The organism is Brevundimonas sp. Root1423, from assembly GCF_001426805.1.
Genome location: NZ_LMFL01000034.1, coordinates 35,461 through 61,280, shown reverse-complemented (window position 1 = coordinate 61,280; position 25,820 = coordinate 35,461). Strand labels below are relative to the sequence as shown.

Here is a 25,820-nt window from a genome sequence, read left to right as displayed (position 1 = left end):
ACTTCGCCGCTGTAACCCCCACGGGGTGGGGATTTATCCGGTGCCGGACGCTCGCTGGAAGCTCTCGACCAGGCTTCCGGCGACCAGTCTCCAGCCGTCCACGAGCACGAAAAAGATCAGCTTGAACGGGAGTGAAATCACTACCGGAGGGAGCATCATCATACCCATGGACATGAGCACGCTGGCGACCACCAGATCGATCACAAGGAACGGAACGAAAAGGAGAAATCCGATTTCGAAGGCCTTCTTCAGAAGGCCGGAGTGACCACTCTCAAGGGCAGGTCGGCGGCCGCCGTCGGGGCCTCCAATTGGGACAGCCGGACGAACAGCGCGAGGTCGTCCCGGTCCACCTGCGCCAGCATGAAAGTCTTCACAGGTTCCGACGCCGCATCGAAGGCCTGGGGCAGCTCCATCTGCTGATCCAGCAGGGGTCGGATGCCCGAATCATAGGCGTCCTGCCATGTCGGGGCCATGACGATGGCGCTGAGGAACAGGGCCAGGGACACCAGAACCGCGTTCGGAGGCGACTGCTGCATGCCCAGCGCGGTCCGCAGGAGGGACAGGACCACGACGATTCGCACGAAGCTGGTGGTCATGATGACGATCGACGGCGCCAGCGACAGGACGGTCATCAGACCGACCAGCTGCACGACCCGTTCGGTCAGGCCGGAACCTGTGCCCAGATCGACGTTGATGGCCGCGCCGGGTCCGCCCGCCGCGGCGATGTCCTGCGCCAGGGCGCCCAGCGGCCACAGCAGGCAGGCGAGGGTGGTGATCAGCGACAGGATCGCCGCGCGCTTCAGCTCGGCGCGGTCGGGCATGACGAAGACGCCCTTGAGGCTCACTGGGCGGCTCCTGCCGGCGCAACGGCCCCGCGCGGCTCGATCAGTTCCCGGCCCTCGCCGAGGATCAGCAGGCGCTCCTCGCCGTCGATGGACACGATCACCAGGCGGCGGGCGGGGTCCAGCATCAGGGTCTCGACGACCTTCATCCGCTTCTCGCCGCGCTCCGCGCTGAGGCGGGCCAGCAGCGACGGCGCATACCGGCGCGCGGCCCATGCGGCCAGGCCGATGATGCCCAGGGTGAAGGCGAGCGCGAACAGGGCCCGCAGCAGGTCGAGGAGGTTCATGCCCCAGATTTCGGCGATCATGGTTAACGCCGTGTTGAGATAACGTCCCGTTAACCATGCACGCGGCAGATACTGCCTGGCTCGATGGGCGATCCGCGCCCGAAGGGGGACGCCCGCGTGGGTATCACCGACCTGCCGCTGCTCGGCCAGATCAAGGGCCGCCTGTCCTGGCTGGACGAACGTCAGCGCGTCATCGCCCAGAATGTCGCCAATTCGGATACGCCCGGCTACGTCGGCCGCGACCTGAACCAGCCGACCGATTTCGCCGCGGCGATGCGCGAGGGCGGCGGCGGGGTCCGCATGATCCGCACCAGCGCCATGCATATCGCCCCGACCGGTCAGGTCGCCCGCTTCGAGACGAAGGCCGCGCCTGATTCGGAGACCACGCTCGACGGCAACTCCGTCGTGGTCGAGGAGCAGATGCTCAAGATGGCCGAGAGCCGCATGGCCTACGATGCGGCCATCGGCTTTTACCAGAAGTCCATGCAGATGCTGCGCATGGCCGCCCGCGCGCCCGGCCGATGAGGAACTGACCGATGACTGACCCCATCCCCCCGCGCAACAGCGCGATGGCCGTCGCCGCCAGCGCCCTGAAGGCGCAGCAGTCGCGTATGCGGATCATCGCCGAGAACATCGCCAACGCCCAGTCCACGGCCCAGGTCGCAGGCGGCGAGCCCTACCGCCGTCAGGTCCCCGTCTTCCAGGCGCGCGAGATCGACGGCGCGACCGGGGTGACGCTGGCCGAGGTGCGGCCCGACATGGGGGACTTCCGCAGCGAATACGATCCGGGTCACCCGGCCGCCAACGCCGAGGGGTATGTCCTGCGTCCCAACGTCGACACCCTGGTCGAGGCCATGGACATGCGCGAGGCGCAGCGCGCCTACGAGGCCAATCTGAACATCATCGAGACCGCGCGCTCGATGGACATGCGCACCCTCGACCTGCTGAAGAAATAGGGCCTGAGCGATGAACCCCTTGATGGCGGCCAAGGCCTATGCGGCGATCCAGGACGGCGCCTCGCCCGTCGGGGGCGCGGCGGGCGCCGGACAGTCCGGCTTCGCCGACATGCTGACCAGCGTCATGGGCGACATGACCCAGAGCTCGCGTGCGGCCGAGACCCAGATGGCGTCGGCGGTGCAGGGGCAGGGCAGCCTGATCGACGTGGTCACCGCCGTGTCCTCAGCCGAAGCCTCGCTGGAAACCGTCATGGCTGTCCGCGACCAGGTGATCCAGGCCTATCAGGAGATCATGCGGATGCCGATCTGACGCCTGTCAGACCTGAGGCGCCAAGCTTACAGTGATTTCATCCGCGCCGACGCATCCGCTCATCGATTTGGAGGCCTCTCACGAGAGCAATCCATCGGAGACCGCATGATCCGCCCTAACCTCGCCGCTTCGGCCGCCGCCCTGCTGGCCGCATGCCTGCCGTTCGCAGCCGCCGCCCAGAACGCGCCCCGGCCCACGGTGCTGGTCCACGCTGGCAACCTGTTCGATTCCGAGGCCGGACGCATGGTCGGGCCGCGCGACATCCTGATCCGGGGCGACCGCGTCGCCGAGGTCGCCCCCTCCATCGCCGCGCCCGAGGGCGCCACGGTGCTGAACCTTCGCGGCTGTTCGGTGTTGCCGGGTCTGATCGACGCTCACACCCATCTGCTGCTCGAACAGAAGGACGGCGAGGGCCTGTCCGATGTCGCGGCCCGCGATCAAGCCGTGCAGGGCGATGTCTATCGCGCCCTGTCCGGGGCCCAGCGCGGCCGCCAGTATCTTGAGGCCGGCTTCACGAGTGTCCGCGATCTCGGTAACTCCGGCCAGTTCCTCGACCTCATGCTTGAGCGCGGCGTCAACGACGGCCGCGTGGCCGGGCCGCGCATCTATGGCTCGGGCCCGGGTCTGGCGCCGGCGGGCGGACAGCTTGAGCCCCAGCCCTCGGATCCTCATGACCTCGTCGCCGGCGAGTACCGCATCATCACCGGCGTCGAGGACGCCCGCGCCGCCGTGCGCGCCGCCATCGCCCGCGGCGCCGACGTCATCAAGATGTACGCGGAGGCGACGCCCCAGCGGACCCGCCTCTCCGTCGAGGAGATGGCCGCCATCGTCTCGGAAGCGAAACGCCACAACATCCCGGTCGCCGCCCACGCCACCGGAGACGCCGCGATCCGCGAGGCGGTCGAAGCGGGGGTCACCTCCATCGAGCACGCCTATGAGGTTTCGGACGACACCCTGCGGCTGATGGCCTCGAAGGGCGTCTGGCTGGTGCCGACCGATCCCTCGCTCGAAATGGCGCTGGAGTTCACCCGGTCGTGGTCGAACCCGCCGCCGCGCGAGGACATGGAGCGCCATCTGGCGCGCGCCCATGAGCGGACGCTGCGTGCGCATCGGCTGGGGGTCCGCATTGCCCTCGGCTCTGACCTCTATGCGCCCTATGCGCCTGGTCGCGGCGCCGGCTCGCGCGCGACCATGGACGGCTATGTCAACGCGGGCCTGACGCCGGCCGAGGCCTTGCAGACGGCGACCTGGGAGGCGGGGCGCCTGCTCGGCGACGGCGCCCTGGGCGTGTTGAAGGCGCGGTCGTGGGGTGACCTGGTCGCCGTCCGGGGTGACCCGACGGAGTCGCTCCAGCCCCTGCGCACTCCGCAACTGGTGCTGAAAGGCGGGCGGATCGAGGCGGGTTCGGCGGACGGCTGCGCGAACTGAGCGGGGAACCCGGGCGGCGCTCCGGACGCTCGTCTCCCGAACCTGTCAGGGAGACCCCCATGCTGAAGGACCGCAACTCATCCGCCATCGTCGCCGTCAGCGACCTCGCCCGCGCCCGCCGCTTCTATGAGGATACCCTGGGCCTGACCCGCGCGCAGGGCGGAGAGGAAGACGGCGTTCTCGGCTTCCGCACCGGCGACACCTTCCTGACCGTCTACAAATCGGACTACGCCGGGACCAACAGGGCCAATGCGGTCACCTGGGATATGAAGGGCGACCTGATCGAGACGGTGAACGCCCTGCGCACGAAGGGCGTCGAGTTCGAGAGCTACGGCGACATGGACGGGATGACGTTCAGCGACGGCGTCTATTCCGCCGGCCCCGTAAAACTGGCGTGGTTCAAGGATCCCGACGGCAACATCCTTCACCTGACCGAAGGCATGTAGCCCTCAGCCCTCCAGCGAGACTACGGGCTGCAGTGCGGTCGCCGGTCGGCGCGAGCGGCCTTTAAGCCAGGTACGGATCCGGTTCTGGATCGGCGTGTCGATCGTGACGTGGAACAGCCAGGCGAAGGCGAAGGCCGCGGCCACGCCGCCGGCCCACAGCGCCCACTGCGCCGGAACGGGCAGTGCAAACCGCGCGATGGCGACATTGGCGGCGCCGAACCAGGCGATGCGCACCACCTCGTTGGTGATGAACATCGAGAACGAGACTTGCGCCGCCTTCTCGATCCATCTCGACGGGCGCGGCGTCGGGATGGCGCCCGCAGCCAGAATGATGACCGAGATGCACACCAGCGAGATCAGGGCGTTCTTGTCGAAATACTGCGCGACGGCGAGGCCGAGCGCGGCCGCGAGGCCGGCCCAGCGCGCCAGCTTCGGCGCGATCCAGACCTTCTGGGCGAACCAGGCCAGCGCCATGCCGAGGAAGAACAGCGGCAGGGCCCGGAAGAAGCCGAGGCCCATGGGCATCTGATAGACGGGATAGCCGAACAGGCTCCAGGTCAGCTGGTTGGCCACAAGGTAGCCGCCGACGCCCAGGGCCAGCACGCTCCACGGCCCCAGCCGCACCAGCCCCTTCAGGATCCACGGGAAGGCCAGGTAGCAGCCGATCAGGGCCGAGATCGACCAGCTGGGCGCGTTCCAGCCGTAGCCGCCGGGAATGCCGAACGCCTGCACCAGCCCCATCTGCGCCGGCAGCTGGTTCCAGTCGAACCACTCGGGCGCACGGGGCGCCAGGCCGAGGGCGGCGCTGCCGAGGACGAGGGCGATCAGGCTCAGACCCATCATGATGTGCGCGGGCCAGACCCGCAGGAAGCGCTTGGCGAAGAAGGCGCCCGCCGACATCCGGCCCCCGGCCACCGAGGCGCCGTAGACGCGCATCAGCACATAGCCGCTGTCGATCAGGAAGAAGTTGGTCAGCAGGAACCCGCCCCGCTCGAACACGGGATGCAGACTTTCGGCCAGCGGTACAGGTCCCGCGCCCTGGAAATGGTGCAGGATGATCAGCGCGGCCACAATGAAACGCAGGGCGTCCAGCCACCCGCCCCGAACGATGGGCGTTGTTTCATTTCGGGTCGATATCGCGGTCCAGGCCATCGGAAGGGCCTCCTTCGAGGCGATATCCGCAAGGACCGGGCCGCATTAGGCCTTGGCTAGAGTTTGCCGAAGGCGACGCCCCGCCACCCCCAGCCGGCGTCAAGGACGGCGGCCTTGACCGGGCGTTTTATCTCGGTGGTGTCGAACCGGTAGTCGTAGATTTCGCCGAAAGACCCGTCCTCGCGGAAGGCGTAGACCGTCTCGAAGCTTTTCTCGAACTGCTGGCCGCGAGCGGCGCTGCCGCTGGCGCTGAGCGTCGGAATGCCGGCGCGCCATTCCACTTCCCACAACTCGTCGACGGCCCGGACCTCGCCCTTCGCCTCGTCGAACTTCATCAGCACCTTGAAGACCTTCTTGATGCCGGCCTTGGCGAAGATCTCGTACCATTTGGCGTCGACGATCCGCCACTCGGCGACCATGTCGACCCCTTCCTTCTTGCCGTCGCGGATGACGAACGGCGCCGACGCCCGGTTCACGGCCATCAGCTTCTTGCGAAGCGCGGCCACGGTCTGGCGTTTGGTCCCGGCAGGCGGCGCCTTGCTCCCTGTCAGAAAGTCGAAAAGTCCCATGGCCGTCCCCCGAACAATGTCCGGGGACATTGGTCGATCAGGCCGCCGAAGACCAGCGTTCTCAGCCGCGAACCAGCCGCAGGAATTCCTCACGCGTCCGCGGGTCGTCGCGCACCACCCCGCTCAGGTGGCTGGTCGACAGGCTGGCTCCGGGCGCATTGACCCCGCGCAGGGTCATGCAGCTGTGCTCGGCCTCGACGACCACGCCCACGCCTTGCGGCCGCAGCACCTCCTCGATGGCCAGGGCGATCTCGGACGTCATCTTCTCCTGGATCTGCAGCCGACGGGCGAAGCCGCGCACGACCCGCGCCAGTTTGGAGATGCCAACCACGCGGTCGGTCGGCAGATAGCCGACATGGGCCACGCCCACGACGGGCAGCATGTGGTGTTCACAGAAGCTGACGAAGCGGATGTCCTTCAGCACGACCAGCTGGTTGTAGCCGCCGACCTCCTCGAACGTCCGCTCCAGATAGGAAAGGGGATCGACCTCATAGCCGGCGAACAGCTCCTTGTAGCTGCGCGCGACCCGGGCGGGCGTGTCCAGCAGGCCCTCGCGGTCGGGGTCGTCCCCGGCCCATTTGATCAGGGTGCGAACGGCGGCTTCGGCTTCGGACTGGGAAATGGCGTCATCGGTCATGAACGCCCTATAGCTCTCCCTCCCCTTCATGGGGAGGGATGTCGGCGCGAAGCGGCGACAGGGTGGGGTATGTCAGGCCCCACCCGTCTCGCTTCGCGAGCCACCCTCCCCATAAAGGGGAGGGAGAGAGATCGCGCGTCCTAACGCCTCGTTAACCACGCTCCCGGCATTTTCTGCCCGGTGTTTGGTGGAGCGTAGAATGAACGGCGCGGATGTTCTGGATGTGGGGCGCGACGCCCTGTGGCTGACGATCCAGCTCTGCCTGCCCGTTCTGCTGGTCGGTCTGGTGGTCGGCGTGGTCATCGGCCTCGTTCAGGCCCTGACCCAGATCCAGGAACAGACCCTCATCTACGCGCCCAAGATCATCGCCATCTTTGTGGCCCTTCTGCTGTTCCTGCCGCTGATGGGCGCCCTGCTGGGCGGCTTCATGCGCGAGATCGCCGCCCGCATCGCCGGCATGTGATCGCCTGATCCGTGGAGCCCTACGCCACAGCGGACCAGGTCTGGCAGGGCGCGCTGATCTTCGCGCGGATCGGCGCGGTCCTGATGATGCTGCCCGGCGTCGGCGAAAGCTATGTGCCGCCGCGCATTCGCCTGTCGCTGGCGCTGGTAGTGTCCCTGGCCCTGTGGCCGGTGATCGCCGGCGTCCTGCCCGCCCTGCCGGCCAGCGTCGGCGGCATGGCCGGCTGGATCATCCGCGAGGTCATCGTCGGCCTGATGATCGGCGCCCTGCTGCGCAGCTTCATGACCGCGCTGGCGACGGCGGGCGAGATCGTGGCGCTGCAGACAACCCTGGCCTTCGCCCAGACAGCCAATCCGTTGCAGGCCCAGCCGGGCTCGACCATCGCCGCCTTCCTGATGCTGCTGGGCACGACCCTGATCTTCGCCACCAACACCCACCACCTGTTCATCGCCGGACTGGTCGGCTCGTATGAGCTGATTGCGCCGGCCCGGCCGCTGGTGACCGGCGACTTCGCCGAATTGGCCATCCGCACCCTGGGCGACGCCTTCATGCTCGGAGTCCAGCTGTCGGCGCCGCTGCTGGTCTTCGCCCTGATCTTCAACATCGCTTCGGGACTGATCGGCCGCGTCATGCCGTCGTTCCAGGTCTTCTTCGCCGCCGCCCCGCTCAGCATCATCCTGGGCCTGTCGGTCTTCGCTCTCAGCCTCGGCGTGCTGGGCACGGTCTTCATCGACCGCTACCGCGCCTTGGCCCAGGTCTTCGCGGGAGGCGCCGGTGGCTGAAGGCGCCGATCCCGAGTCGAAGACAGAAGAGGCGACACCCCGAAAACTCGACGACGCGCGAAAAAAGGGCGACGTCGCCAAGTCGCCCGACGTCGCCTCAACCCTGTCTCTCGCCGGAGCCGCCGCGGCCGTGCTGATGACCGGCGGCTATTTCGCCACCTCGATGGCCGAACAGCTTCTGCCCTTCATCGCCTCGCCCCACCTGATGCTGGGCGGACTGGAGACAGGGGCGGGGGTCGAGATCGGCATAACCGCCCTCTGGTCCGTGGCGCCCTTCTTCGGCGTGGTCATGCTGGCCACCATTCTGGGCGGGGTCGGCGGCAACGTGGCCCAGTCCGGCCTGATCTTCACCACTGAAAAGCTGAAGCCTGACTGGTCCAAGGTGAACCCCATGGCCGGGTTCAAACGCATCTTCGGCCCCGATGGACTGGTGCAGTTCCTCAAGACCTTCATCAAGCTGCTGGCTGTGGGCTTCATCTGCTGGCTGGTGCTGAAACCGCATCTGCGCGAGCTGGAGAACATGGCCGCCATGCCGCCGGCGATGATCCTGCCGGTCGCGCGCGACATGATCCTGGCGCTGGTTGTCGCCACCCTTGTCCTGCTCGGCTTCACCGCCGGCGCCGACTTCCTCTGGCAGAAATACCGCTTCGCCGAGCGGATGAAGATGACCAAGGAAGAGATCAAGGAAGACTACAAACAGTCCGAGGGCGACCCGCACGTAAAGGCGAAGCTGAAGCAGATCCGGGCCCAGCGCAGCCGCCAGCGGATGATGCAGAACGTGCCCAAGGCCACGGTCATCGTCACCAACCCGACCCACTATTCCGTCGCCCTGCGCTACGAGCCGGGCGAGGGCGATGCGGCGCCGATCTGCGTCGCCAAGGGCGTCGACGCCCTGGCCCTGCGCATCCGCGAGGTGGCCCGCGAGCACAATGTGCCGATCGTCGAGAACGTGCCCCTCGCCCGCGCCCTCTATGCCGCGGTCGACGTGGACGAGACCATCCCCCGCGAGCATTTCGAAGCGGCCGCCAAGGTCATCGGCTTCGTGATGCAGAAGCGGAAGGGGCGCCAGACGCGGCCGGCGTGAGGTCTACCGCATCCTGGCTAACGCGGCAGTTCGAACGCCGCCGTCAGGGCCCCGTTTTCACGCAGGATCAATCGCGCCGGCGTCACCCCGGCCGGCACGCGCGGGAAGACGTAGGTCACCCGGCTTTGTGCGCCCGGCTGGATCCAGTTGGTGGAGCCCGGTCGGTCCAGAGCACTATCGCCATAGTGATTGCCGTCGGTGCGGTATTCCATGCCGTCCGATCCCTCGAGCGAATAGGTCTGCGGATCATACGGCGATCCCCGCCGGTCGCCGCTGGCGTTGCGGGCGACCAGGACGATCTCGACCGACCCGTCGTCAGTCCGCCCGACGCGATCGACTTTGATGTCGAAATAGGCGGTCGGCTGGAAGGCTCCTGTGCCCGAGACCGATCCGCCGGGCGGCGTCGGAGAGGGGGCGGGCGGCGGCGGCGGCTCCCGGCGGGCGCTGAGCGGCATGGGGCTGTTGGTCGGGCGGTGAGTGTAGGCGGCGCTGCCTTCCAGCCGGGATCGGTCGAAAGACGGAGTCAGGTTTACGGCGAACCAGGTCGTATCCGCCGATTGACTGGAGCGCTGCATCACCCCGACCAGTTGGCCTTGAGCGTTCAGGGCCAGCGTCATCGTCGCGGTAGCCGTCTGCCCTTCGGCTGTTCGCAACTGACCCCGCAGCAACCCACCGTCGTAGCGTAGGGCCAACTGCGTCTCGAGGTTGGTCGTCCAGACACCTTCCAGCGACCGCATGGCCTGTTCGGCCGCGGGGGTCGGCGCGGGATCCGCCGGCGGATCATAGCGCGCAGGCGCAGGCGGAGGGGGAGGTGGAGGCGGCGGTGTCGGCGCGGGCGCGGGGTTCGGGCTGGGCTGCCCCGAGGCTCCGGGCAGCCTGGGGGTCGGAATGTTGATCGTCATGCGGCCGACTTCCGGACCCCCGCTGGCGCCGGCCCGCTCCACGACCGTCAGGGTGCGCATGTTCCGCTGGGCCGCTTCGTCGCCGACTTCGAAACTGAAGAAGGCCATCGCCTCGGCGCCCGGCGCGAGGTCGCGCTGGAGCGGGGCCTGCGACCCGCTGTGGAAGCCCGTCGACTTGTGCGCGAGCACGCGGCCATTCGACCCGGCCAGCTCCGCTGTGAGCAAGCCGTCGTCCAGCCGGACGGTTTCGCCGCTGATGTTCCTGACCATCAGGGTCACGCCCATCTGGTTACGCAGGTGTCCGACGTTGATGAAATTGTAGCTGGTCACGACCAGCCGCCCCGCCAGACGCGCCAGGTTCATGTAGCTCGAGTTGTGGGTGTAGACGCTCTCGTCGACGCGCTGGTTTTCGGGCGGGCGTGAGGAGTCCCCGTTTGGCGCCGGGGTCTTCGGTTGCGGCATCGCCAACGTCAGGGTGTTCGCCACTCCGCCGGGTACGGGAATGCTCAGCGCCCACTGGCGCGCCCTGTGCTGTGACGGCGCGTCGGGCATGTAGTGGACCGCTTCGAGCGCAATGGATTCGCCCGGTGGCACCGTCAGCGGCGCTGGATTGTTGGACCGGCCCACGATTTCCAGCCGGGACGACGGCGTGCGCGCGCCTGTGGTTTCGACGATGGCCGTGCTGAGGACCCCGGGCGTCACGACCATTGCCGTGGTCCAGGTGTTTTGCAGCGTGACTATCACCCGGGTCAGGCCGGTGCCCTGCCCGGGCCGGGGATTGGCGGCGCCGTAAACCACCTCGTCCATCCGGGCCCGCCAGGGGCCGCTGGTAACGAACGTCTGTTCCCCCGGCAGGCCCGAGTTCACCGGGCGGGCGGATGGCGTCGGCAGCCGGTCCGCCGGAAGCGGACCCGGTCGGACAGGCCCCGGAACGGAAATTCTGGTCTGCGCTCCGGCGGTCTGGCCGGGGTAGCGAATGAGCGGCTGCTCCCGGAGCACCAGCGAATAGTCGCTGCCCAGGGGCGCACGAAGGGCGAAGCGCATCGCAATCAGCACGCTGGCGCCGGGGGCGAGGGTCCGGCCCGCGAAGCTTCCTTCCTGTCCGGCGCGCATGCCGGTAGCGAAGGTATAGCCGGGCGCGGTGGCGGTTGTGCCGGCGCCCGCAAGACTCGAGCCCGAAAACGTGTTGGCGCCGAGCAGTATCGGGCTGGCGCCCGGGTTCTGGATCGTAAGATAGAGGACGACCGCGGGTCGGGCCCCGTCAGCGTTTTCGTAACGTACGCCGTCCAGTCGGGCCTGCAGCTTGTCCATGCGCTGCAACGCGGCGTTGGGGACCGTTTGCGGGTCCTGCGCCAGCGCGGGAGTCGGGCCCGTCAGCATGGTGCACGCCATCAAGGCGGACAGGAGGGTGCGGGCTGGGGACATGGCGGATCGCAAGGCTGCTGGGAGCTCAGCCCTTACAGTCGTCCACTACACCGTAAAGCGACGCTCGACCGGTCCCGCGTCCGCTGCGACGAAGCCGCCCCGAGCACCAAACGGGCAGCTCGTTGACCAGGCAGGCGAGGAAACCCTCGCATCTGATCGTCGGCGTCCGGGAGCGTTCCAGGCGGCCGTCAAGGTGATCGGCTTCGCATCCCGACGGGAAGAAGCGGTGATCGTTCAAGACTCTTAACCCCCCATTTACCATGCGCCCGGCATTTTCTGCCTGGCGGGCCTCCAGTGGTACCCGTGAGTATTCGGGGCGGGACGCGTGGGCGGCTTCACGGCGGCATTGCAGAGATTCGGGATCGGTCGCCTGACCGTGGTGCTGGGCGTCGCCGCCGGCATCACGATCGCGCTGATCCTGATCATGATGCGTGTGGGCCAGGCCCCCGACGCCCTGCTGTATTCCAACCTCGACCTGCAGGAAGCCTCCGAAGTGACCTCGGCGCTGGACAGCGCGGGCATCAAATATTCTTCCAAGGGCGACGGCTCGACCATCTTCGTCAGCCGCGATCAGGTGGGCGAGGCGCGTATGCTGGTGGCGGGCAAGGGTCTCGTGACCTCGGGCAGCGTCGGCTACGAGATCTTCGACAACCAGTCGGTCCTCGGCCAGACCGAGTTCCAGCAGAACCTCAACGAGAAGCGCGCCCTCGAGGGCGAGCTGTCGCGCACCATCATGAGCATGCGCGGCATCAATTCGGCCCGGGTCATGATCGCCCTGCCGCGCCGCGAGCTGTTCCAGTCCGACGCCGCCGATCCGACCGCCTCGATCGTCGTCGGCGTCACGGGCGGCCAGCTGTCGGGCGCGCAGGTCCAGGCCATCCGCAACGTCGTGGCCTCGTCGGTCCCGAACCTGAAGCCGGAAAAGGTCACCCTGACCGACACCTCCAACCGCACGCTCGCGGCCGGCTCGGACGCCGAGGGCTTCAGCGCCGCCTCCGCCCAGGATGCGCAGGAGACCACCGAGTCCCGCCTGCAGAACCGCATCAAGGACATCGTCGAGGGCGTCGTCGGCGTCGGCGGCGCGCGCGTACAGGTCACGGCTGACATCGACCACAGCCGCTCGACCACCCAGGAGCAGCGCTACGATCCGGACGGCCAGGTCGTCCGCTCGACCTCGACCAACGGCACCGAGTCCAGCGATACCCAGCCGACCTCGGACGGCGGCGCCACGGCGACCAACAACATCCCCGGCGGCGTCGCCCCCGCCACGGCCACGGCCGGCTCGCGCGACACCGCCAACACCGAGACCACCAACTACGAAATCTCCAACACCACCACGACGACGGTGAAGGAAGCCGGCGAGATCAAGCGCCTGGCAGTCTCGGTCGCCGTCGACGGCAAATGGACCCCCGGCGCCAATGGCGCGGCCCCGACCTACGCCGCCCGCACGCCCGCCGAGATCGAGCAGATCAAGGCCCTGGTCTCCGCCGCCGTCGGCATCGATCTGGAGCGCGGCGACAAGATCGAGGTGCTGAACACCCGCTTCAATCGCGACCTTGCCGTCGTCGGGGGCGAGGAGGCCAAGTCCTCGCTGTTCGACTTCACCAAGAACGACCTGATGCGCGGCGTCGAGCTGCTGGTCCTGCTGATCACCGGCATCCTGCTGATCTTCTTCGTCCTGCGCCCACTGCTGAAATCCGCGTCCGGCGGCGGCGGCCCCGCGATGCAGCTGGCCGGCGGCCTGCCCGGCGGCGGCGGTCCGGTGACCGCGCTGCAGACCACCACGGTCATGGGCGGCGGCGCGCCGATGCACCAGCTGACCGGCCCCCCCTCCGACATGGAGCACCGCCTGGACATCGCCCGCATCGAGGGCCAGGTGAAGGCGTCGTCGGTCAAGAAGGTCGCGGACTTCGTCGACAAACACCCTGACGAGTCCACCTCCATCCTGCGCAGCTGGGTGCACGAAGGCTGATGCCCGCGCGCATGGTCTCCAAGAAACCGGTCGTCGACGACGCCAAGAAGCTGTCCGGTCCCGAGAAGGCCGCCGTCATCCTGCTGTCGCTGGGCGAGGACCACACCCGCCTGTGGCAGAGCCTGGACGACGAGGAAATCAAGGAAATCTCACAGGCCATGGCCGGCCTCGGCTCGGTCAGCTCGACCGTCGTCGAGGAACTGATGGTCGAGTTCGTCTCGGGCATGAGCGGCTCGGGCTCGGTCATGGGCAGCTATGAACAGACCCAGCGCCTGCTGGCGGCATTCATGCCGGGCGAGCGTGTGGACGCCCTCATGGAAGAGATCCGCGGTCCCGCCGGCCGGACCATGTGGGACAAGCTCGGCAATGTGAACGAGGCCGTCCTCGCCAACTATCTGAAGAACGAATACCCCCAGACCGTCGCCGTGGTCCTGTCCAAGATCAAGGCGGACCACGCGGCCCGCGTCCTGACCAGCCTGCCCGAGGACTTCGCCCTCGAATGCGTCCAGCGGATGCTGCGCATGGAGCCGGTCCAGCGCGATATCCTCGACAAGATCGAGCAGACGCTGCGCACCGAATTCATGTCGAACCTGGCCCGCACCTCCAAGCGTGACAGCCACGAGATGATGGCCGACATCTTCAACAGCTTCGACCGCCAGACCGAGGCCCGCTTCATCGGCGCCCTGGAAGAGCGCAACCGCGAGGCGGCTGAACGCATCCGCGCCCTGATGTTTGTTTTCGAGGATCTGGCCAAGCTGGACCCGGGCGGCATCCAGACCCTGCTGCGCGGCGTGGAGAAGGATTCCCTGGCCCTGGCGCTCAAGGGCTCGTCGGAATCCCTGCGCGAACTGTTCTTCTCCAACATGTCCGAACGCGCTTCCAAGATCATGCGCGAGGACATGGAGTCGATGGGCCCCGTCCGCCTCAAGGATGTCGATCAGGCCCAGATGGCCATGGTCCAGGTCGCCAAGGACCTCGCCGCCAAGGGCGAGATCATGCTGGTGGGCCAGGGCGGCGACGACGAGCTGATCTACTGAAATGACCCATCAGCCGCTCAGCACCCCCTTCGCCTTCGACACCGAGTTCGACGCCTCCGGCGTGGTCGTTCAGGCCACGGCCTTCCGCCCGACCAAACGGTCCTACGCCCCGCTCGAGGTCGATGCCCTGATCGCGCAGGCCCGGATGGAGGCGCGCGAGGAAGCCCTCGCCGAGAGCGCCAACATTCAGGCCATGGCCCTGTCGGCCATCGCACAGGCGCTGGACGCCGCCATCCCCGCCCTGACGCAGGTTGCGCACGCCCACCGCGAGCAGTCCGCCGAACTGGCCCTGTCCGCCGCCCGCGTCGTCGCCGCCTCGGCCCTCGACCGCTTCCCGGCCGCGCCGCTTCAGGCCGCGCTGGAAGCGCTGGGCCAGGAAGTCGACTCCTCGCCGCGCCTGGTCATCCGCACCGGCGATCTGGACGAGGCGACCCACGCCCGCATCGAGCAGCTGTGCACGGACGCCGGCTTCTCCGGCGTGGTGGCCTTCCGCAACGAGCCCCGGATGCCCGCCGCCGCCTTCCAGCTGGAATGGGCCGACGGCCGCGCCGCCTTCGATCCCGCCGAAGCCTTCGCCCGTATCGGCGAGGCCCTGAACTCCGCCCTGGCCGCAGAAGCGGGCCATGCCGAAGCACTGACCCCTGAAACCTCGTTTGAAGGGAAGCCGTAATGGCGTCCGACACCATGTCCCTGGAGGAGTTCCCGGACTCCACCGCAATGACCATCGCCGATGAGGCGTTCGACAAGACCGCCAGCGATCTGGCGCCCGTCTTCGACGTACCGGTCAACATCTCGGCCGTCCTCGGCAAGGCCCACATGTCCGTGGCCCAGCTGCTGAAGCTGAACCGGGGATCGGTGCTTCAGCTGGACCGCAAGGTCGGCGAGGCCATCGACATCTTCGTCAACAACCGGCTGGTCGCCCGCGGCGAGGTCGTCGTCGTCGAGGACCGGCTCGGCGTGACCATGACGGAAATCATCAAGACGGAAGACAGCAACGCCTGATCGGCGTCGCTTGGTAGAGATTGAAGGAGAAGACCCATGCGGCTTCTGGTGGTTGGCAGGCTCAGCGGACAGCTGGCGACGGCGGTGAAGATGGCCATGGCGCACGGCGCCAAGGTCAGCCAAACGAGGTCGAGCGCATTCACGTGCCGGTGGTGGCCTGCGGCGTCGACGCCGACGCCACGGACGCCGCCAACGCCATCCGCGCCGGGGCCAAGGAGTTCATCCCGCTTCCGCCGGAAGCCGATCTGATCGCCGCCGTCCTGTCCGCCGTCGCCGACGACGACCGCCCGCTGATCTCGGCTGACCCGTCGATGAAGGCGGTCATCATGCTGGCCGACCAGGTCGCGCGTTCGGAAGCCTCTATCCTGATCACCGGCGAAAGCGGCGTCGGCAAGGAGGTGATGGCCCGTTACCTCCACACCGGCTCCAAGCGCGCCGATCGTCCGTTCATCAGCGTCAACTGCGCCGCCATCCCCGACAACCTGCTGGAGTCCGAACTGTTCGGGCACGAGAAGGGCGCCTTCACCGGCGCCATGGCCCGCCGCATCGGCAAGTTCGAGGAAGCGGACGGCGGCACCCTGCTGCTGGACGAAATCTCGGAGATGGACGTCCGCCTGCAGGCCAAGCTGCTGCGCGCCATCCAGGAGCGGGTCATTGATCGCGTCGGCGGCACCAAGCCGGTCCCGGTCAACATCCGCATCATCGCAACCTCCAACCGCGATCTGGCCAAGTCGGTCGCCGAAGGCAGCTTCCGCGAAGACCTGCTGTACCGCCTGAACGTCGTGAACCTGCGCCTGCCCGCCCTGCGCGAGCGTCCGGGCGACATCGCGGTGCTGGCCGATCACTTCGTCAAGAAATACGCCGCAGCCAACGGCGTGCCGGTCCGTCCGATCTCGGGCGATGCGAAGCGCGCCCTGGTCTCGCACCGCTGGAATGGCAACGTCCGCGAGCTGGAAAACGCCATGCACCGTGCGGTGCTGCTGGCGGTCGGTCCCGAGATCGACGTCGAGGCCATCCGCCTGCCGGACGGCCAGCCGCTCAGCGCCGGGTCGCACGGCGCCGCCCATGACGTCGGCGTCGCCGGCCGCGCCGCCCATGTCGCCGATGTCGTCACCCGCGCCCACGTCGGCCAGACGGTGGCGCAGATGGAGAAGACCCTGATCCTCGACACCCTGTCGCACTGCCTCGGCAACCGCACCCATGCGGCGACCATCCTGGGCATCTCGATCCGGACCCTGCGCAACAAGCTGCTACGCGGCCGCCTGAACATGACCTCTGGAACGGACCGCAGAAGCGTCCTGACCGGCCTCGGCGCGCTCGGCGTCATGGGCTGTTCGCAGCAGGCCGCGCCGGAACAGGCGCCGGTCCGGCAACCCGCCCGGCCGTCGATCGCCGTCGACATCGAGCCGATGGACCTTTCGGCGCTGGAAAGCCGCAACGGCGGGCGTCTCGGCTTCACCGCCATGGACATGGCCACCGGCCGGACCCTCGGCTGGCGGCAGGCGGAGCGGTTCGTCTACTGCTCGACCTTCAAGATGTATCTGGCTGCGGCGACCCTGATCCGCATTCAGGACGGCCGCGAAACCTTCGACAGGCTCGTTCCCGTCACCGCCGCCGACATGGTCAACCATGCGCCCGTGACCCAGCCCGCGATCGGGTCCAGCCTCAGTGTCGACCGCCTGATGCAGGCCGTGGTCGAGGTCAGCGACAACCCGGCCGCCAATCTGCTGCTCAAGGCCAACGGCGGCATCGCGGCCATGCAGGCCTTCTACCGCTCGATCGGCGACGACAGCACGCGGGTCGATCGTTTCGAGCCCGAGATGAACCGGCTGGACGGCGACAAGGACACCATCCGGCCGGCGCAGTCGGTGATGAATCTGCAGCGCCTGTTCGTCTCTGCGGACTCGCCGCTGACGCAGGCCTCGCAGGAACGCCTGTTGCGCTGGATGTTCGACTCGCCGACCGGCGCAGACCGCCTCAAGGCGGGCGCCCCGGGCGGATGGCGGGTGGCGCACAAGACCGGCACGGGCGGCTACGGCCCGACCAACGACATCGGCCTGCTCTATCCGCCGACAGGCAAACCCGTGCTGGTCGCCGCCTACTACCACGCGACGTCGCGGACCTCCGCCGCCGCCAACGAGGCCGTCATCGCCGACGCCACGCGTCTCGCCCTGAAGGCGCTCGGACATGACTGACGTACCCGCCGGCGTGATGATGAAGGACGGCTACGCTCGTCCGACCGGCCGCGACATGCTGGGCTGGGTGGCGCGAGGCGAGGTGGCCATGGCCATCGGCGTCATCGGCGTGATCCTGCTGCTGATCCTGCCGATCCCCGCCTTCCTGATGGACATCCTGCTGGCCATCTCGCTGGTCTCCAGCGTGCTGATCCTGATGACCGCAGTGATGATGAAGCGGCCGCTGGACTTCGCCATCTTCCCGACGGTCCTGCTGGTCTCGACCCTGTTCCGCCTCGGCCTGAACCTGGCCTCGACCCGTCTGGTGCTCAGCCACGGCCACGAGGGGTCCGGCGGCGCGGGTCAGGTGATCCAGGCCTTCGGCAGCCTGATGATGGGCGGCAGCTTCATCATCGGCATCATCATCTTCGCCATCATTCTGGTGGTGAACTTCGTCGTCATCACCAAGGGCTCGACCCGTATCGCAGAGGTCTCGGCCCGCTTCACCCTGGACTCCATGCCGGGCAAGCAGATGGCCATCGACGCCGACCTGTCGTCGGGCCTCGTTGACGAGGACACGGCCAAGAAGCGCCGCAAGGAACTGGAGCAGGAATCGACCTTCTTCGGCGCCATGGACGGCGCCTCGAAATTCGTGCGCGGCGACGCCGTCGCCGGCCTGATCATCGTCTTCATCAACGCCATCGGCGGCATACTGATCGGCACGATCCAGCACGGCATGCCGATCGGCGAGGCCGCCAACAGCTACGTCGCCCTGACCATCGGCGACGGTCTGGTGACCCAGGTTCCGGCCATCATCATCTCCATCGCCGCCGGCTTCCTCGTGTCCAAGGCGGGCGTCGAGGGGACGGCCGACAAGGCGCTCGTCGCCCAGCTGGCCACCAACCCCGTCAGCCTCGGCGTCGTCTCGGCCGCCGCGGCCTTGATCGGCCTGATCCCCGGCATGCCGCTGATCCCCTTCGCCGCCCTCGCCATCGGCACCGGCTTCATGGCCTGGAAGCTGGGCCGCGAACGGTTGAAGCCCAAGCCGACCGAGGCCGAGATGGCCGCCACCGCCTCAGGCCCCCGCGAAGAGGTCGAGGAGCCGATCAGCACCGCCCTGACCATCGACGAGGTCAAGATCGAGCTGGGCTATTCCCTGCTGTCCCTGATCAACGATCTGGAGGGCCGCCGCCTGACCGATCAGGTCCGCGCCCTGCGCCGCTCCCTGGCCCAGGAGTACGGCTTCGTCATGCCCTCGGTGCGCATCCTCGACAACATGCGCCTCGGCACCCAGGGCTACGCCATCCGGATCAAGGAGATGGAGGCGGGGCAGGGCGAGGTTCGTCTGGGCTCGCTGATGGCCATGGATCCCGCCGGCCGTCAGGTCGAACTGCCGGGCGAGCACACCAAGGAACCCGCCTTCGGCCTGCCCGCCACATGGATCGACGAAAGCCTGCGCGAGGAAGCCACCTTCCGCGGCTACACCATCGTCGACCCGTCGACGGTGCTGACCACCCACCTGACCGAGATCCTCAAGGAGAACATGGCCGACCTGCTCTCCTACGCCGAGGTGCAGAAGCTGCTGAAGGAACTGGGCCCGGAAGAGAAGAAGCTGGTCGACGAACTGATCCCCTCGGTCGTCAGCGTCACGACCCTGCAGCGGGTTTTGCAGACCCTGCTGCGCGAGAAGGTCTCGATCCGCGACCTGGGCGCCATTCTGGAAGGTCTGGCCGAGGCCGCGCCGCACACCAGTTCGGTGACGACGCTGGTCGAGCACGTACGCGGCCGGCTCGCCCGCCAGCTGTGCTGGCAGCACAAGGGCGAGGACGGCGCCCTGCCGATCGTGACCCTGTCGCCGGAATGGGAAGCCGCCTTCGCCGACGCGCTCGTGGGTCAGGGCGAGGACCGTCAGCTGGCCATGGCTCCCTCACGCCTTCAGGACTTCATCCGCGCCGTCCGCGACGTGTTCGAACGCGCCGCCATGGCGGGCGAGACCGCCGTCCTTCTGACCGGCCCCCAGATCCGCCCCTACGTCCGCTCGATCATCGAACGCTTCCGCGGCCAGACGGTGGTAATGAGCCAGAACGAGGTGCACCCGCGGGCGCGGCTGAGGACGATCGGGACGGTCTAGGCCTCAGATCTCCTCCCCATCGCCAGATGGGGAGGTGGCGCGGCGGCGCAGCCGCCGTGACGGAGGGGGCGACTCCGACGGCAAACGTTCTTCGCCGGCCCGCGCGATAAACCCGAGCACGCCTTCCAGTTCGCCCAGCACATCCCGTGCTGCAATCCTCACGACGCGAATACCGCGCGCGTGCAGCCAGATCGTTCGCCGCCGGTCGTGCGCAGCTCGTTCAGGATGATCGTGAGACGATCCATCCACCTCGACGGCGAGCATCGCTTCTGCGCAAAAGAAATCCAGGAAGTACGGCCCGATCGGATGCTGCTTCCGAAACCGCAGGCCGCGCAGCTTCCGCTCTTTCAGATACAGCCAGAGCCGGGTCTCCGGAGGCGTCAGCGCCTTCCGGAAGGCCTTGGCGCGTTCGTAGCTCTTTCCGTCAGCCACCGCGTCGCCCCCTCCGTCACGGCGCTTCGCGCCGCGCCAGCTCCCCATAAATGGGGAGGAGAGTTCTTACCGCACCACCGTCCACCCGCCCGCCGAGGCTGCCCGCGCCGCGTCATTCGCCGGCCGCGCCACCAGTCCGGACTGGGTGATCCAGACCTCGTATTTCGCTCCGTCGGCCATCGGCATATAGGCCCCGCCGCCATACAGGGTGTCGACCGCGTCGACGTAGCGGCGGTAGCGCCGCGCCGAGTCCCAGGTGCTGACCTTCCACGGCAGCCAGGTCACCGAGGCATCCCCGCCTGACAGCGGATGCACGCTGCGCTCGGCGTTGATCTCCTGCTCGATCGAGGCGTAGCGCCCGGACAGCCGGTCCAGCCGGTATTGCGTGTCCAGACCCAGCACATTGGCCCACGGCTTCCACTTCAGGACCTGGGCCTCAATGCGCCATTCGTCGCCGTGCAGCGGATACAGATTGGTCACCGACGGCGCATGTTCGCCCCGGTCGGGCTGGATCACGGTGGCTTCGAAATACTGCGGACCCAGCTGGCGAGTCTGGATCGTCGCCACCGGCCGCTCATACGTCAGACGGCCATAGGTCTGGATGTCGAGCGCCAGAAGCGAGGCGATGACCGCCGCCGCGATGAAGCCCGCACCACTCGCGCCGGCCAGCAGGCCGCTGAAGAACCGGCCCCTGAACAGGCCCGCCAGACCCTTGAACAGCAGGATGACCCCGAGCAGGCCGACGACCGCCGGAACGATCCACCACCACCAGACCATGTCACTCTCCCCCGATCCTGACGCGCCACCTTTACCTTAAATCGCCAGCGCGGGCAGGGTTTCTCCCGATGCGCGACTGGACAGGGCCGAACGCGCCGCTAATGCTCGTCCCCGATGATACCGGCGCTGCGTCCCACGCTTCTGGCTCTTGGCCATTTCCTGCGCACGTCGTCGCTCAGCCGGTCCGTGGTCGCCCTGCTGACCGGAGCGATCATCCTGTTGCTTGTGGTCAATGTCGGCGTCTTCGTGATGCTGCAGCGGACAAGCGACTTCAATCAAACCGTCGAGGAGGGTCAGACTATCCGGCTGGCCGCGATCGAGGTCATGACCCTGTCCGTGGACGCGGAAACAGGGCAGCGCGGATATATGCTCACCGGGCAGCCCGAGTATCTCGAACCGTACAACGCCAGCACGGCGCAACTGCCGGATCGTTTCGACGAACTGGCGCGGCTCACGGCCGGCGATCCCGATCTGGCGTCGCGTGTGGAACGCCTTCGCGCACTGTCACAGCAGCGTCTCGACATCATCGACCGCACCATCGCCCTGGGACGGATGGGCCGCATGGGAGATGCGATCCTCATCCTGCGCGACGGCTCGGGCAAGGTCATTATGGACCAGATGCGGGCCGAGACCGCCGCCATCGACGAAATCCAGGCGACCCGGCTCCAGTTCGCCACCCGCCAGACCGAATGGGCGTCGGGCGTGACCGTGCTCGTCAACGCCCTCGCCGCTGTGCTGATCCTCGCTCTCGCCGGGGTCAGCGGCTGGCTCATCCGCCGCTATGTGCTGGAAATCCAGCATGCGCGCGACGCCCTCGACGCCATGAATGCCGGGCTCGAGAGCAAGGTCAGGGACCGCACCTTCGACCTCACCCGGGCCAACGATGAAATCCAGCGCTTCGCCTATATCGTCAGCCACGACCTGCGCGCGCCCCTCGTCAACGTCATGGGCTTCACCTCGGAATTGGAGCAGGCCGGCAAGATCATCGACCGGCAGATGACCGCCGTCGAGACAAAGGCCCCCAAACTCGTCGAGCAGGATGCGTTGACGGCGGTGCGCGAGGATATGCCCGAATCCATCGGCTTCATCCGCGCCTCGACCGAGAAGATGGACCGGCTGATCAACGCCATCCTCAAACTGTCCCGCGAGGGCCGCCGTCTGCTGGTTCCCGAGCGGCTCGACATGACCGCCATGGCCCAGGGCGTGGCCGACAGCGTCCGGCACCAGACCGAGGCCTCCGACGCCGAAATCGTCATCGAGCCCCTGCCGACGATTGAAAGCGACCGGCTGTCGATGGAGCAGATTCTCGGCAATCTGGTCGACAACGCCGTCAAATACCTCGACCCGACGCGCCCCGGCCGCATCGTCGTTTCAGGCAAGGAGACCGGTGACGGCTGGATCGTCTACCGGATCGCCGACAACGGCCGCGGCATTTCCGAACGCGACCACGAGCGCATCTTCGAGCTGTTCCGCCGCTCCGGAAAACAGGACAGGGCGGGAGAGGGCCTCGGCCTGGCCTTCGTTCGCAACAGCGTGCGCCGCCTCGGCGGCGACATCACGGTCGAGTCAGAGCTTGGAAAGGGCTCGACATTTATGCTGAAATTCCCCACACGCCTCGTCCTCGCGGACGCCGGAGACTACTGATGAGCACTGCGGTGAAGATCGTGATGGTCGAGGACGACCTCGGCCACGCCAAGCTGATCGAAAAGAACATCCGGCGCGCCAATATCGCCAACGAGATCGCCCATTTCGCCGACGGAAGCTCGGCCATGGAATATCTGTTCAGCGAGGAGGTCCGCCTGAACGGGCCGATGCTGATCCTGCTGGACCTGAACCTGCCGGACATGTCGGGCACCGACATTCTCGAGCGGGTCAAGAAGGACGACCGCCTTCGCCGCGCGCCCGTCGTCGTCCTGACCACTACCGACGACAAGACCGAGATCCAGCGCTGCTACGATCTGGGCTGCAACGTCTACATCACCAAGCCGGTGGACTACGAAAGCTTCGCGGGCGCCATCCGCCAGCTGGGCCTGTTCCTTTCGGTCATGCAGGCGCCGGACATCGAGTGAGCAGATCTTGAGGACCCAGGGGGCGCTCATCCGCCTGCTCTACATCGACGATGACCGCGGCCTGTCGCGGCTGGTCGAGAAGGAGCTGGGCCGCCACGGCTTCGCCGTCGCCTGCGCCCCTGACGGGGACGCGGGTCTGGAAATCCTCGCCGAACGCGCTGCGGACTTCGACGTCGTCGCCCTCGATCACTACATGCCGGGCCGCGAGGGTCTGGACATCCTGCCCGACATCATCGCGCTGCAGAACCCGCCGCCCGTCGTCTACGTCACCGGGGCCCAGGAGGGCCGCATCGCCGTGGCCGCCCTGCGCGCCGGCGCCGCCGACTATGTCATCAAGGACGTGTCCGAGGACTTCACCACCCTGCTGCGCAACGCGCTGGAGGAGGCGGTGTCGCGCCGTCGGCTGCAGCGCGAGAACGAAGAAGCCCACGAACAGGTCCGCCTCGCCCGCGACCGCGCCGAGGCCATGCTGCGCGAGGTCAACCATCGGGTCGGCAACTCGCTGCAACTGGTGTCCAGCTTCATGTCGCTGCAGATGCGCCAGATGACCGACGCGGGCGCGCGCGCCGCCCTGAAGGAATCCCAGGCGCGTATCGAGGCGGTGGCCCACGTCCACCGCCGCCTCTACACCTCCGACGACATGTCCTCGGTGGCCATGGACGAATATCTGGAAGGCCTGATCGACGAACTGGGCAAGTCCGTCGGTCCCGGCGACGCCTCGCCGACCATCACGCTCCAGGCCGAGCCCATGCGCGTCTCGACCGACCAGGCCGTTTCGCTGGGCGTGGTCGTCACCGAGCTGGTCACCAACGCCGTCAAATACGCCTACGGGCCCGATCAAGGCGGCGAGATCCGCGTGATCCTCAAGCCCGACGCCAACGGCCGCGCCCTGCTGACGGTCGAGGACGACGGCCCCGGCATGGGCGACGGCAAGGCCCGCGGCACGGGTCTGGGCGGCAAGATCATCACCGCCATGGCCTCGGGCCTGCGCTCGAAGGTCGAATATGACGGCGAACACCGCGGCGTCCGCGCCTGCCTCGCCTTCGACCTTTAACGTCCACGCGCGTTACCCGCCCATGCTCCAGTTCGGCCGCCGCGATCCCGACCTCGACTACGCGCTGCGTCCGACGGCGTTCGGCCTCGTCTTCCATGACGGCAAATTGGCCTGCGTCCGCGTCGACCGGGGCGAGGGCAGCTATTTCGACCTGCCCGGCGGCGCCGTCGACGGCGACGAGACCGAGGAACAGGCGCTGGTCCGTGAGTTTGTCGAGGAGGCCGGCATGTCCGTGCGCCCGTTCGTCCGCATCGCCGAGGCCTCCCAGTATTTCCGCAAGTCCGACGGCTCGCCGATCAACAACACGGGCGGCTTCTGGATCGCTGAACAGCTGTCGCTGGACCCGGCCGACAAGGTCGAGGCCGATCATGAACTGGTCTGGCTGCACCCCCACACGGCGGTCGCTCAGCTCCGCCACGACGCCCACGCCTGGGCCGTCACGACCTGGCTGCGACGTCACGCCAGCTGAACCATACGGAACGGCTCGCGCCGCCGTTCGCTTTTTCCTGCACAGGCGCCGTCAGTCCGACGGCGTGTCAGTCAGGAGATTTCCATGCCCGATCATGACCGTATCGAAGGCGCCGCCAAGAACCTCGGCGGCAATATCAAGGAAGCCGCCGGCAAGGTGACCGGCGACGAAAAGCTGAAAGCCGAAGGCCGCGCCGATCAGGCCGAGGGCAAGATCCAGAACGCCGTCGGCGGTCTGAAGGACACGATCCGCGACAACCGCAACTAGGTTTCGCCTTCAACGACCATGACGCCGTCCGCATCGCGGGCGGCGTTCGTGTGTCCGGTCAGTCGCCGCCCAACCGGATCTTCAGACCGTCCTCCGCGGGCGCGCGGCCGTCGGCGGGCCGACATTCCTCGGTCCAGGCCACGCCGCCCTGCGGCCGGGCCTGCGGTCGGCTCTCGCACGTCCGTTCCTGCGGCCTGACATCTGCGCGGTCGGGGCGGTCCGGCGCGCCGCACTGGAGGGCGTAGCGGTCGCCGGCCGACGCCAGCCGGCACTCGTCGGGCGCGCCGGCGGGCGCCAGACCGGGCGGCAGGGCGTCGCCCAGATTGGCGGCCAGCGCGATCCGCACCCGCGCCTGACACGCTTCCATCGATTCCGACGCCTTGCGGATCAGGGGGCTGCATTCGGCCCGCTCATAGCCATAGGGGTCCGCGCGGGCGCTGTCGGGGATGGTCGGGATTGCGACAGGTGCGGCGACGACGGGCGGAGCCGCCGGGTCCTCCCACACCACCTGACCGGTCACGGCGGGGACCGCCTGTTGCAGCACGACGGCGAAGACGATGGCGAGCATGGCGGACCCTCCGGAAAGCTCCGGCGACCCTAGCCTATTTGGCCAGCGCCCGCATCGCCTTCTCCAAGCCTTCCAGCGTCAGCGGATACATCCGCTCGTCGACCAGTTCGCGCACCATCCCGACCGAGGCGGAATAGCTCCAGTACCGCTCGGGCGACGGGTTCAGCCAGGCGACNGTCAGCGGATACATCCGCTCGTCGACCAGTTCGCGCACCATCCCGACCGAGGCGGAATAGCTCCAGTACCGCTCGGGCGACGGGTTCAGCCAGGCGACCTTGTCCCACTGCTGCGTGGCCCGCTTCATCCAGACGGCGCCCGCCTCCTCGTTCCAGTGCTCGACCGAGCCGCCGGGCATGGTCACCTCATAGGGGCTCATGGTGGCGTCGCCGACGAAGATGGCGCGCCAGTCGGCCGGGTATTTGTTCAGCACCTCCCAGGTCGGGATCTTCTCGGTGTGCCGGCGCCGGTTGTCCTTCCACACCCCCTCGTAGAGGCAGTTGTGGAAGTAGAAGAACTCGAGGTGTTTGAACTCGGTCTTCGCGGCCGAGAACAGCTCCTCGCACATCTTCACATGGGCATCCATCN

Annotated in this window: 27 protein-coding genes and 3 pseudogenes; 20 read left to right on the top strand and 10 right to left on the bottom strand. The window is 67.7% G+C overall.

The window, feature by feature from the left end:
• Positions 1–33: 33 nt before the first annotated feature.
• Together fliP and ASD25_RS18765 are read right to left on the bottom strand one after the other, a co-directional pair.
• A pseudogene (fliP, locus tag ASD25_RS18770) lies at positions 34–821 on the bottom strand (flagellar type III secretion system pore protein FliP).
• 20 nt (positions 822–841) lie between these two features.
• Positions 842–1,129 (bottom strand): flagellar biosynthetic protein FliO, encoded by a 288-nt coding sequence (locus tag ASD25_RS18765; protein WP_056620072.1) that lies wholly within the window; start codon positions 1,127–1,129, stop codon positions 842–844.
• 117 nt (positions 1,130–1,246) lie between these two features.
• Between ASD25_RS18765 and flgB the strand changes: the two genes are divergently transcribed.
• The 5 genes from flgB to ASD25_RS18740 all read left to right on the top strand — a co-directional run bounded on the left by flgB (position 1,247) and on the right by ASD25_RS18740 (position 4,269).
• Positions 1,247–1,654: a flagellar basal body rod protein FlgB gene (gene flgB / locus ASD25_RS18760; RefSeq protein ID WP_056620070.1), complete on the top strand. Its 408-nt coding sequence runs from the start codon at positions 1,247–1,249 to the stop codon at positions 1,652–1,654.
• A gap of 44 nt (positions 1,655–1,698) precedes the next feature.
• Positions 1,699–2,085, top strand: a complete 387-nt coding sequence (gene flgC / locus ASD25_RS18755; protein ID WP_056620068.1) for a flagellar basal body rod protein FlgC — start codon at positions 1,699–1,701, stop codon at positions 2,083–2,085.
• Positions 2,086–2,095: 10 nt separating this feature from the next.
• The gene (gene fliE / locus ASD25_RS18750) at positions 2,096–2,395 is read left to right on the top strand and encodes a flagellar hook-basal body complex protein FliE (protein ID WP_056619481.1); all 300 of its coding nucleotides are present in this window, start codon (positions 2,096–2,098) and stop codon (positions 2,393–2,395) included.
• Positions 2,396–2,500: 105 nt separating this feature from the next.
• Positions 2,501–3,823, top strand: a complete 1,323-nt coding sequence (locus ASD25_RS18745) for an amidohydrolase family protein (RefSeq protein WP_056619478.1) — start codon at positions 2,501–2,503, stop codon at positions 3,821–3,823.
• Between the two features lie 59 nt (positions 3,824–3,882).
• Entirely contained in the window at positions 3,883–4,269 is a 387-nt protein-coding gene (locus ASD25_RS18740) for a VOC family protein (protein WP_056619476.1), read from the top strand.
• 3 nt (positions 4,270–4,272) lie between these two features.
• On the opposite strand, the gene ASD25_RS18735 is transcribed toward ASD25_RS18740, so the two are convergent.
• The 3 genes from ASD25_RS18735 to folE all read right to left on the bottom strand — a co-directional run bounded on the left by ASD25_RS18735 (position 4,273) and on the right by folE (position 6,627).
• Positions 4,273–5,421 (bottom strand): acyltransferase, encoded by a 1,149-nt coding sequence (locus ASD25_RS18735; RefSeq protein ID WP_056619473.1) that lies wholly within the window; start codon positions 5,419–5,421, stop codon positions 4,273–4,275.
• 56 nt (positions 5,422–5,477) lie between these two features.
• The gene (locus ASD25_RS18730; protein WP_056619471.1) at positions 5,478–5,990 is read right to left on the bottom strand and encodes a hypothetical protein; all 513 of its coding nucleotides are present in this window, start codon (positions 5,988–5,990) and stop codon (positions 5,478–5,480) included.
• A gap of 61 nt (positions 5,991–6,051) precedes the next feature.
• A complete protein-coding gene (gene folE / locus ASD25_RS18725) occupies positions 6,052–6,627 on the bottom strand; it encodes a GTP cyclohydrolase I FolE (protein WP_056619468.1) in 576 nt (191 codons plus the stop codon).
• Between the two features lie 199 nt (positions 6,628–6,826).
• Between folE and fliQ the strand changes: the two genes are divergently transcribed.
• Genes fliQ through flhB form a run of 3 tightly spaced genes read left to right on the top strand, consistent with a single transcriptional unit; the run spans position 6,827 to position 8,956 of the window.
• Positions 6,827–7,090, top strand: coding sequence for a flagellar biosynthesis protein FliQ (gene fliQ, locus ASD25_RS18720; protein ID WP_056619465.1), 264 nt, complete (start codon positions 6,827–6,829; stop codon positions 7,088–7,090).
• 11 nt (positions 7,091–7,101) lie between these two features.
• Positions 7,102–7,872 carry a flagellar biosynthetic protein FliR gene (gene fliR, locus ASD25_RS18715; RefSeq protein ID WP_056619462.1) on the top strand — a complete coding sequence of 257 codons (771 nt, stop codon included), beginning with the start codon at positions 7,102–7,104 and terminating at the stop codon, positions 7,870–7,872.
• Positions 7,865–8,956, top strand: a complete 1,092-nt coding sequence (gene flhB / locus ASD25_RS18710) for a flagellar biosynthesis protein FlhB (RefSeq protein WP_056619459.1) — start codon at positions 7,865–7,867, stop codon at positions 8,954–8,956. The genes fliR and flhB overlap by 8 nt, the downstream gene beginning before the upstream one ends.
• A gap of 17 nt (positions 8,957–8,973) precedes the next feature.
• Here flhB and ASD25_RS18705 read toward each other — a convergent pair whose 3' ends face one another.
• A complete protein-coding gene (locus ASD25_RS18705) occupies positions 8,974–11,283 on the bottom strand; it encodes a hypothetical protein (RefSeq protein ID WP_156389375.1) in 2,310 nt (769 codons plus the stop codon).
• A 325-nt stretch (positions 11,284–11,608) separates the two neighbouring features.
• Between ASD25_RS18705 and fliF the strand changes: the two genes are divergently transcribed.
• The 7 genes and pseudogenes from fliF (at position 11,609) to flhA (ending at position 19,599) form a co-directional block, all read left to right on the top strand.
• Entirely contained in the window at positions 11,609–13,255 is a 1,647-nt protein-coding gene (gene fliF / locus ASD25_RS18700) for a flagellar basal-body MS-ring/collar protein FliF (protein WP_056619454.1), read from the top strand.
• An 11-nt stretch (positions 13,256–13,266) separates the two neighbouring features.
• Positions 13,267–14,292, top strand: coding sequence for a flagellar motor switch protein FliG (gene fliG, locus ASD25_RS18695; protein WP_200943667.1), 1,026 nt, complete (start codon positions 13,267–13,269; stop codon positions 14,290–14,292).
• A 1-nt stretch (position 14,293) separates the two neighbouring features.
• Positions 14,294–14,962, top strand: coding sequence for a flagellar assembly protein FlbE (locus ASD25_RS18690; RefSeq protein ID WP_056619448.1), 669 nt, complete (start codon positions 14,294–14,296; stop codon positions 14,960–14,962).
• The gene (gene fliN, locus ASD25_RS18685) at positions 14,962–15,294 is read left to right on the top strand and encodes a flagellar motor switch protein FliN (RefSeq protein WP_056619445.1); all 333 of its coding nucleotides are present in this window, start codon (positions 14,962–14,964) and stop codon (positions 15,292–15,294) included. The genes ASD25_RS18690 and fliN overlap by 1 nt, the downstream gene beginning before the upstream one ends.
• 36 nt (positions 15,295–15,330) lie before the next feature.
• A pseudogene (locus ASD25_RS18680) lies at positions 15,331–16,544 on the top strand (sigma-54 interaction domain-containing protein); the annotation flags it as partial.
• Between the two features lie 18 nt (positions 16,545–16,562).
• On the top strand, positions 16,563–17,489 hold the full coding sequence (gene bla, locus ASD25_RS31320) for a class A beta-lactamase (RefSeq protein WP_200943677.1): 927 nt from the start codon (positions 16,563–16,565) through the stop codon (positions 17,487–17,489).
• A gap of 16 nt (positions 17,490–17,505) precedes the next feature.
• On the top strand, positions 17,506–19,599 hold the full coding sequence (flhA, locus tag ASD25_RS18675) for a flagellar biosynthesis protein FlhA (RefSeq protein WP_235562806.1): 2,094 nt from the start codon (positions 17,506–17,508) through the stop codon (positions 19,597–19,599).
• A 3-nt stretch (positions 19,600–19,602) separates the two neighbouring features.
• On the opposite strand, the gene ASD25_RS18670 is transcribed toward flhA, so the two are convergent.
• Both ASD25_RS18670 and ASD25_RS18665 read right to left on the bottom strand, forming a co-directional pair.
• Complete coding sequence (locus ASD25_RS18670; protein WP_235562787.1) at positions 19,603–20,031, bottom strand: endonuclease domain-containing protein; 429 nt, start codon at positions 20,029–20,031, stop codon at positions 19,603–19,605.
• Positions 20,032–20,097: 66 nt separating this feature from the next.
• The gene (locus tag ASD25_RS18665) at positions 20,098–20,808 is read right to left on the bottom strand and encodes a hypothetical protein (protein ID WP_056619440.1); all 711 of its coding nucleotides are present in this window, start codon (positions 20,806–20,808) and stop codon (positions 20,098–20,100) included.
• Positions 20,809–20,922: 114 nt separating this feature from the next.
• Between ASD25_RS18665 and ASD25_RS18660 the strand changes: the two genes are divergently transcribed.
• The 5 genes from ASD25_RS18660 (at position 20,923) to ASD25_RS18640 (ending at position 24,667) form a co-directional block, all read left to right on the top strand.
• Positions 20,923–22,452 (top strand): CHASE3 domain-containing protein, encoded by a 1,530-nt coding sequence (locus ASD25_RS18660; protein WP_056619437.1) that lies wholly within the window; start codon positions 20,923–20,925, stop codon positions 22,450–22,452.
• Positions 22,452–22,877 carry a response regulator gene (locus tag ASD25_RS18655; RefSeq protein WP_056619434.1) on the top strand — a complete coding sequence of 142 codons (426 nt, stop codon included), beginning with the start codon at positions 22,452–22,454 and terminating at the stop codon, positions 22,875–22,877. The genes ASD25_RS18660 and ASD25_RS18655 overlap by 1 nt, the downstream gene beginning before the upstream one ends.
• Before the next feature lie 7 nt (positions 22,878–22,884).
• Positions 22,885–23,931: a sensor histidine kinase gene (locus tag ASD25_RS18650; RefSeq protein ID WP_082572513.1), complete on the top strand. Its 1,047-nt coding sequence runs from the start codon at positions 22,885–22,887 to the stop codon at positions 23,929–23,931.
• 22 nt (positions 23,932–23,953) lie between these two features.
• On the top strand, positions 23,954–24,400 hold the full coding sequence (locus ASD25_RS18645) for an NUDIX domain-containing protein (protein WP_056619429.1): 447 nt from the start codon (positions 23,954–23,956) through the stop codon (positions 24,398–24,400).
• Between the two features lie 84 nt (positions 24,401–24,484).
• A complete protein-coding gene (locus ASD25_RS18640; protein WP_056619428.1) occupies positions 24,485–24,667 on the top strand; it encodes a CsbD family protein in 183 nt (60 codons plus the stop codon).
• 58 nt (positions 24,668–24,725) lie between these two features.
• Here ASD25_RS18640 and ASD25_RS18635 read toward each other — a convergent pair whose 3' ends face one another.
• Together ASD25_RS18635 and ASD25_RS32185 are read right to left on the bottom strand one after the other, a co-directional pair.
• A complete protein-coding gene (locus ASD25_RS18635) occupies positions 24,726–25,235 on the bottom strand; it encodes a hypothetical protein (protein ID WP_056619424.1) in 510 nt (169 codons plus the stop codon).
• A gap of 176 nt (positions 25,236–25,411) precedes the next feature.
• A pseudogene (locus ASD25_RS32185) lies at positions 25,412–25,819 on the bottom strand (VWA domain-containing protein); the annotation flags it as partial.
• Between the last annotated feature and the right edge of the window lies 1 nt (position 25,820).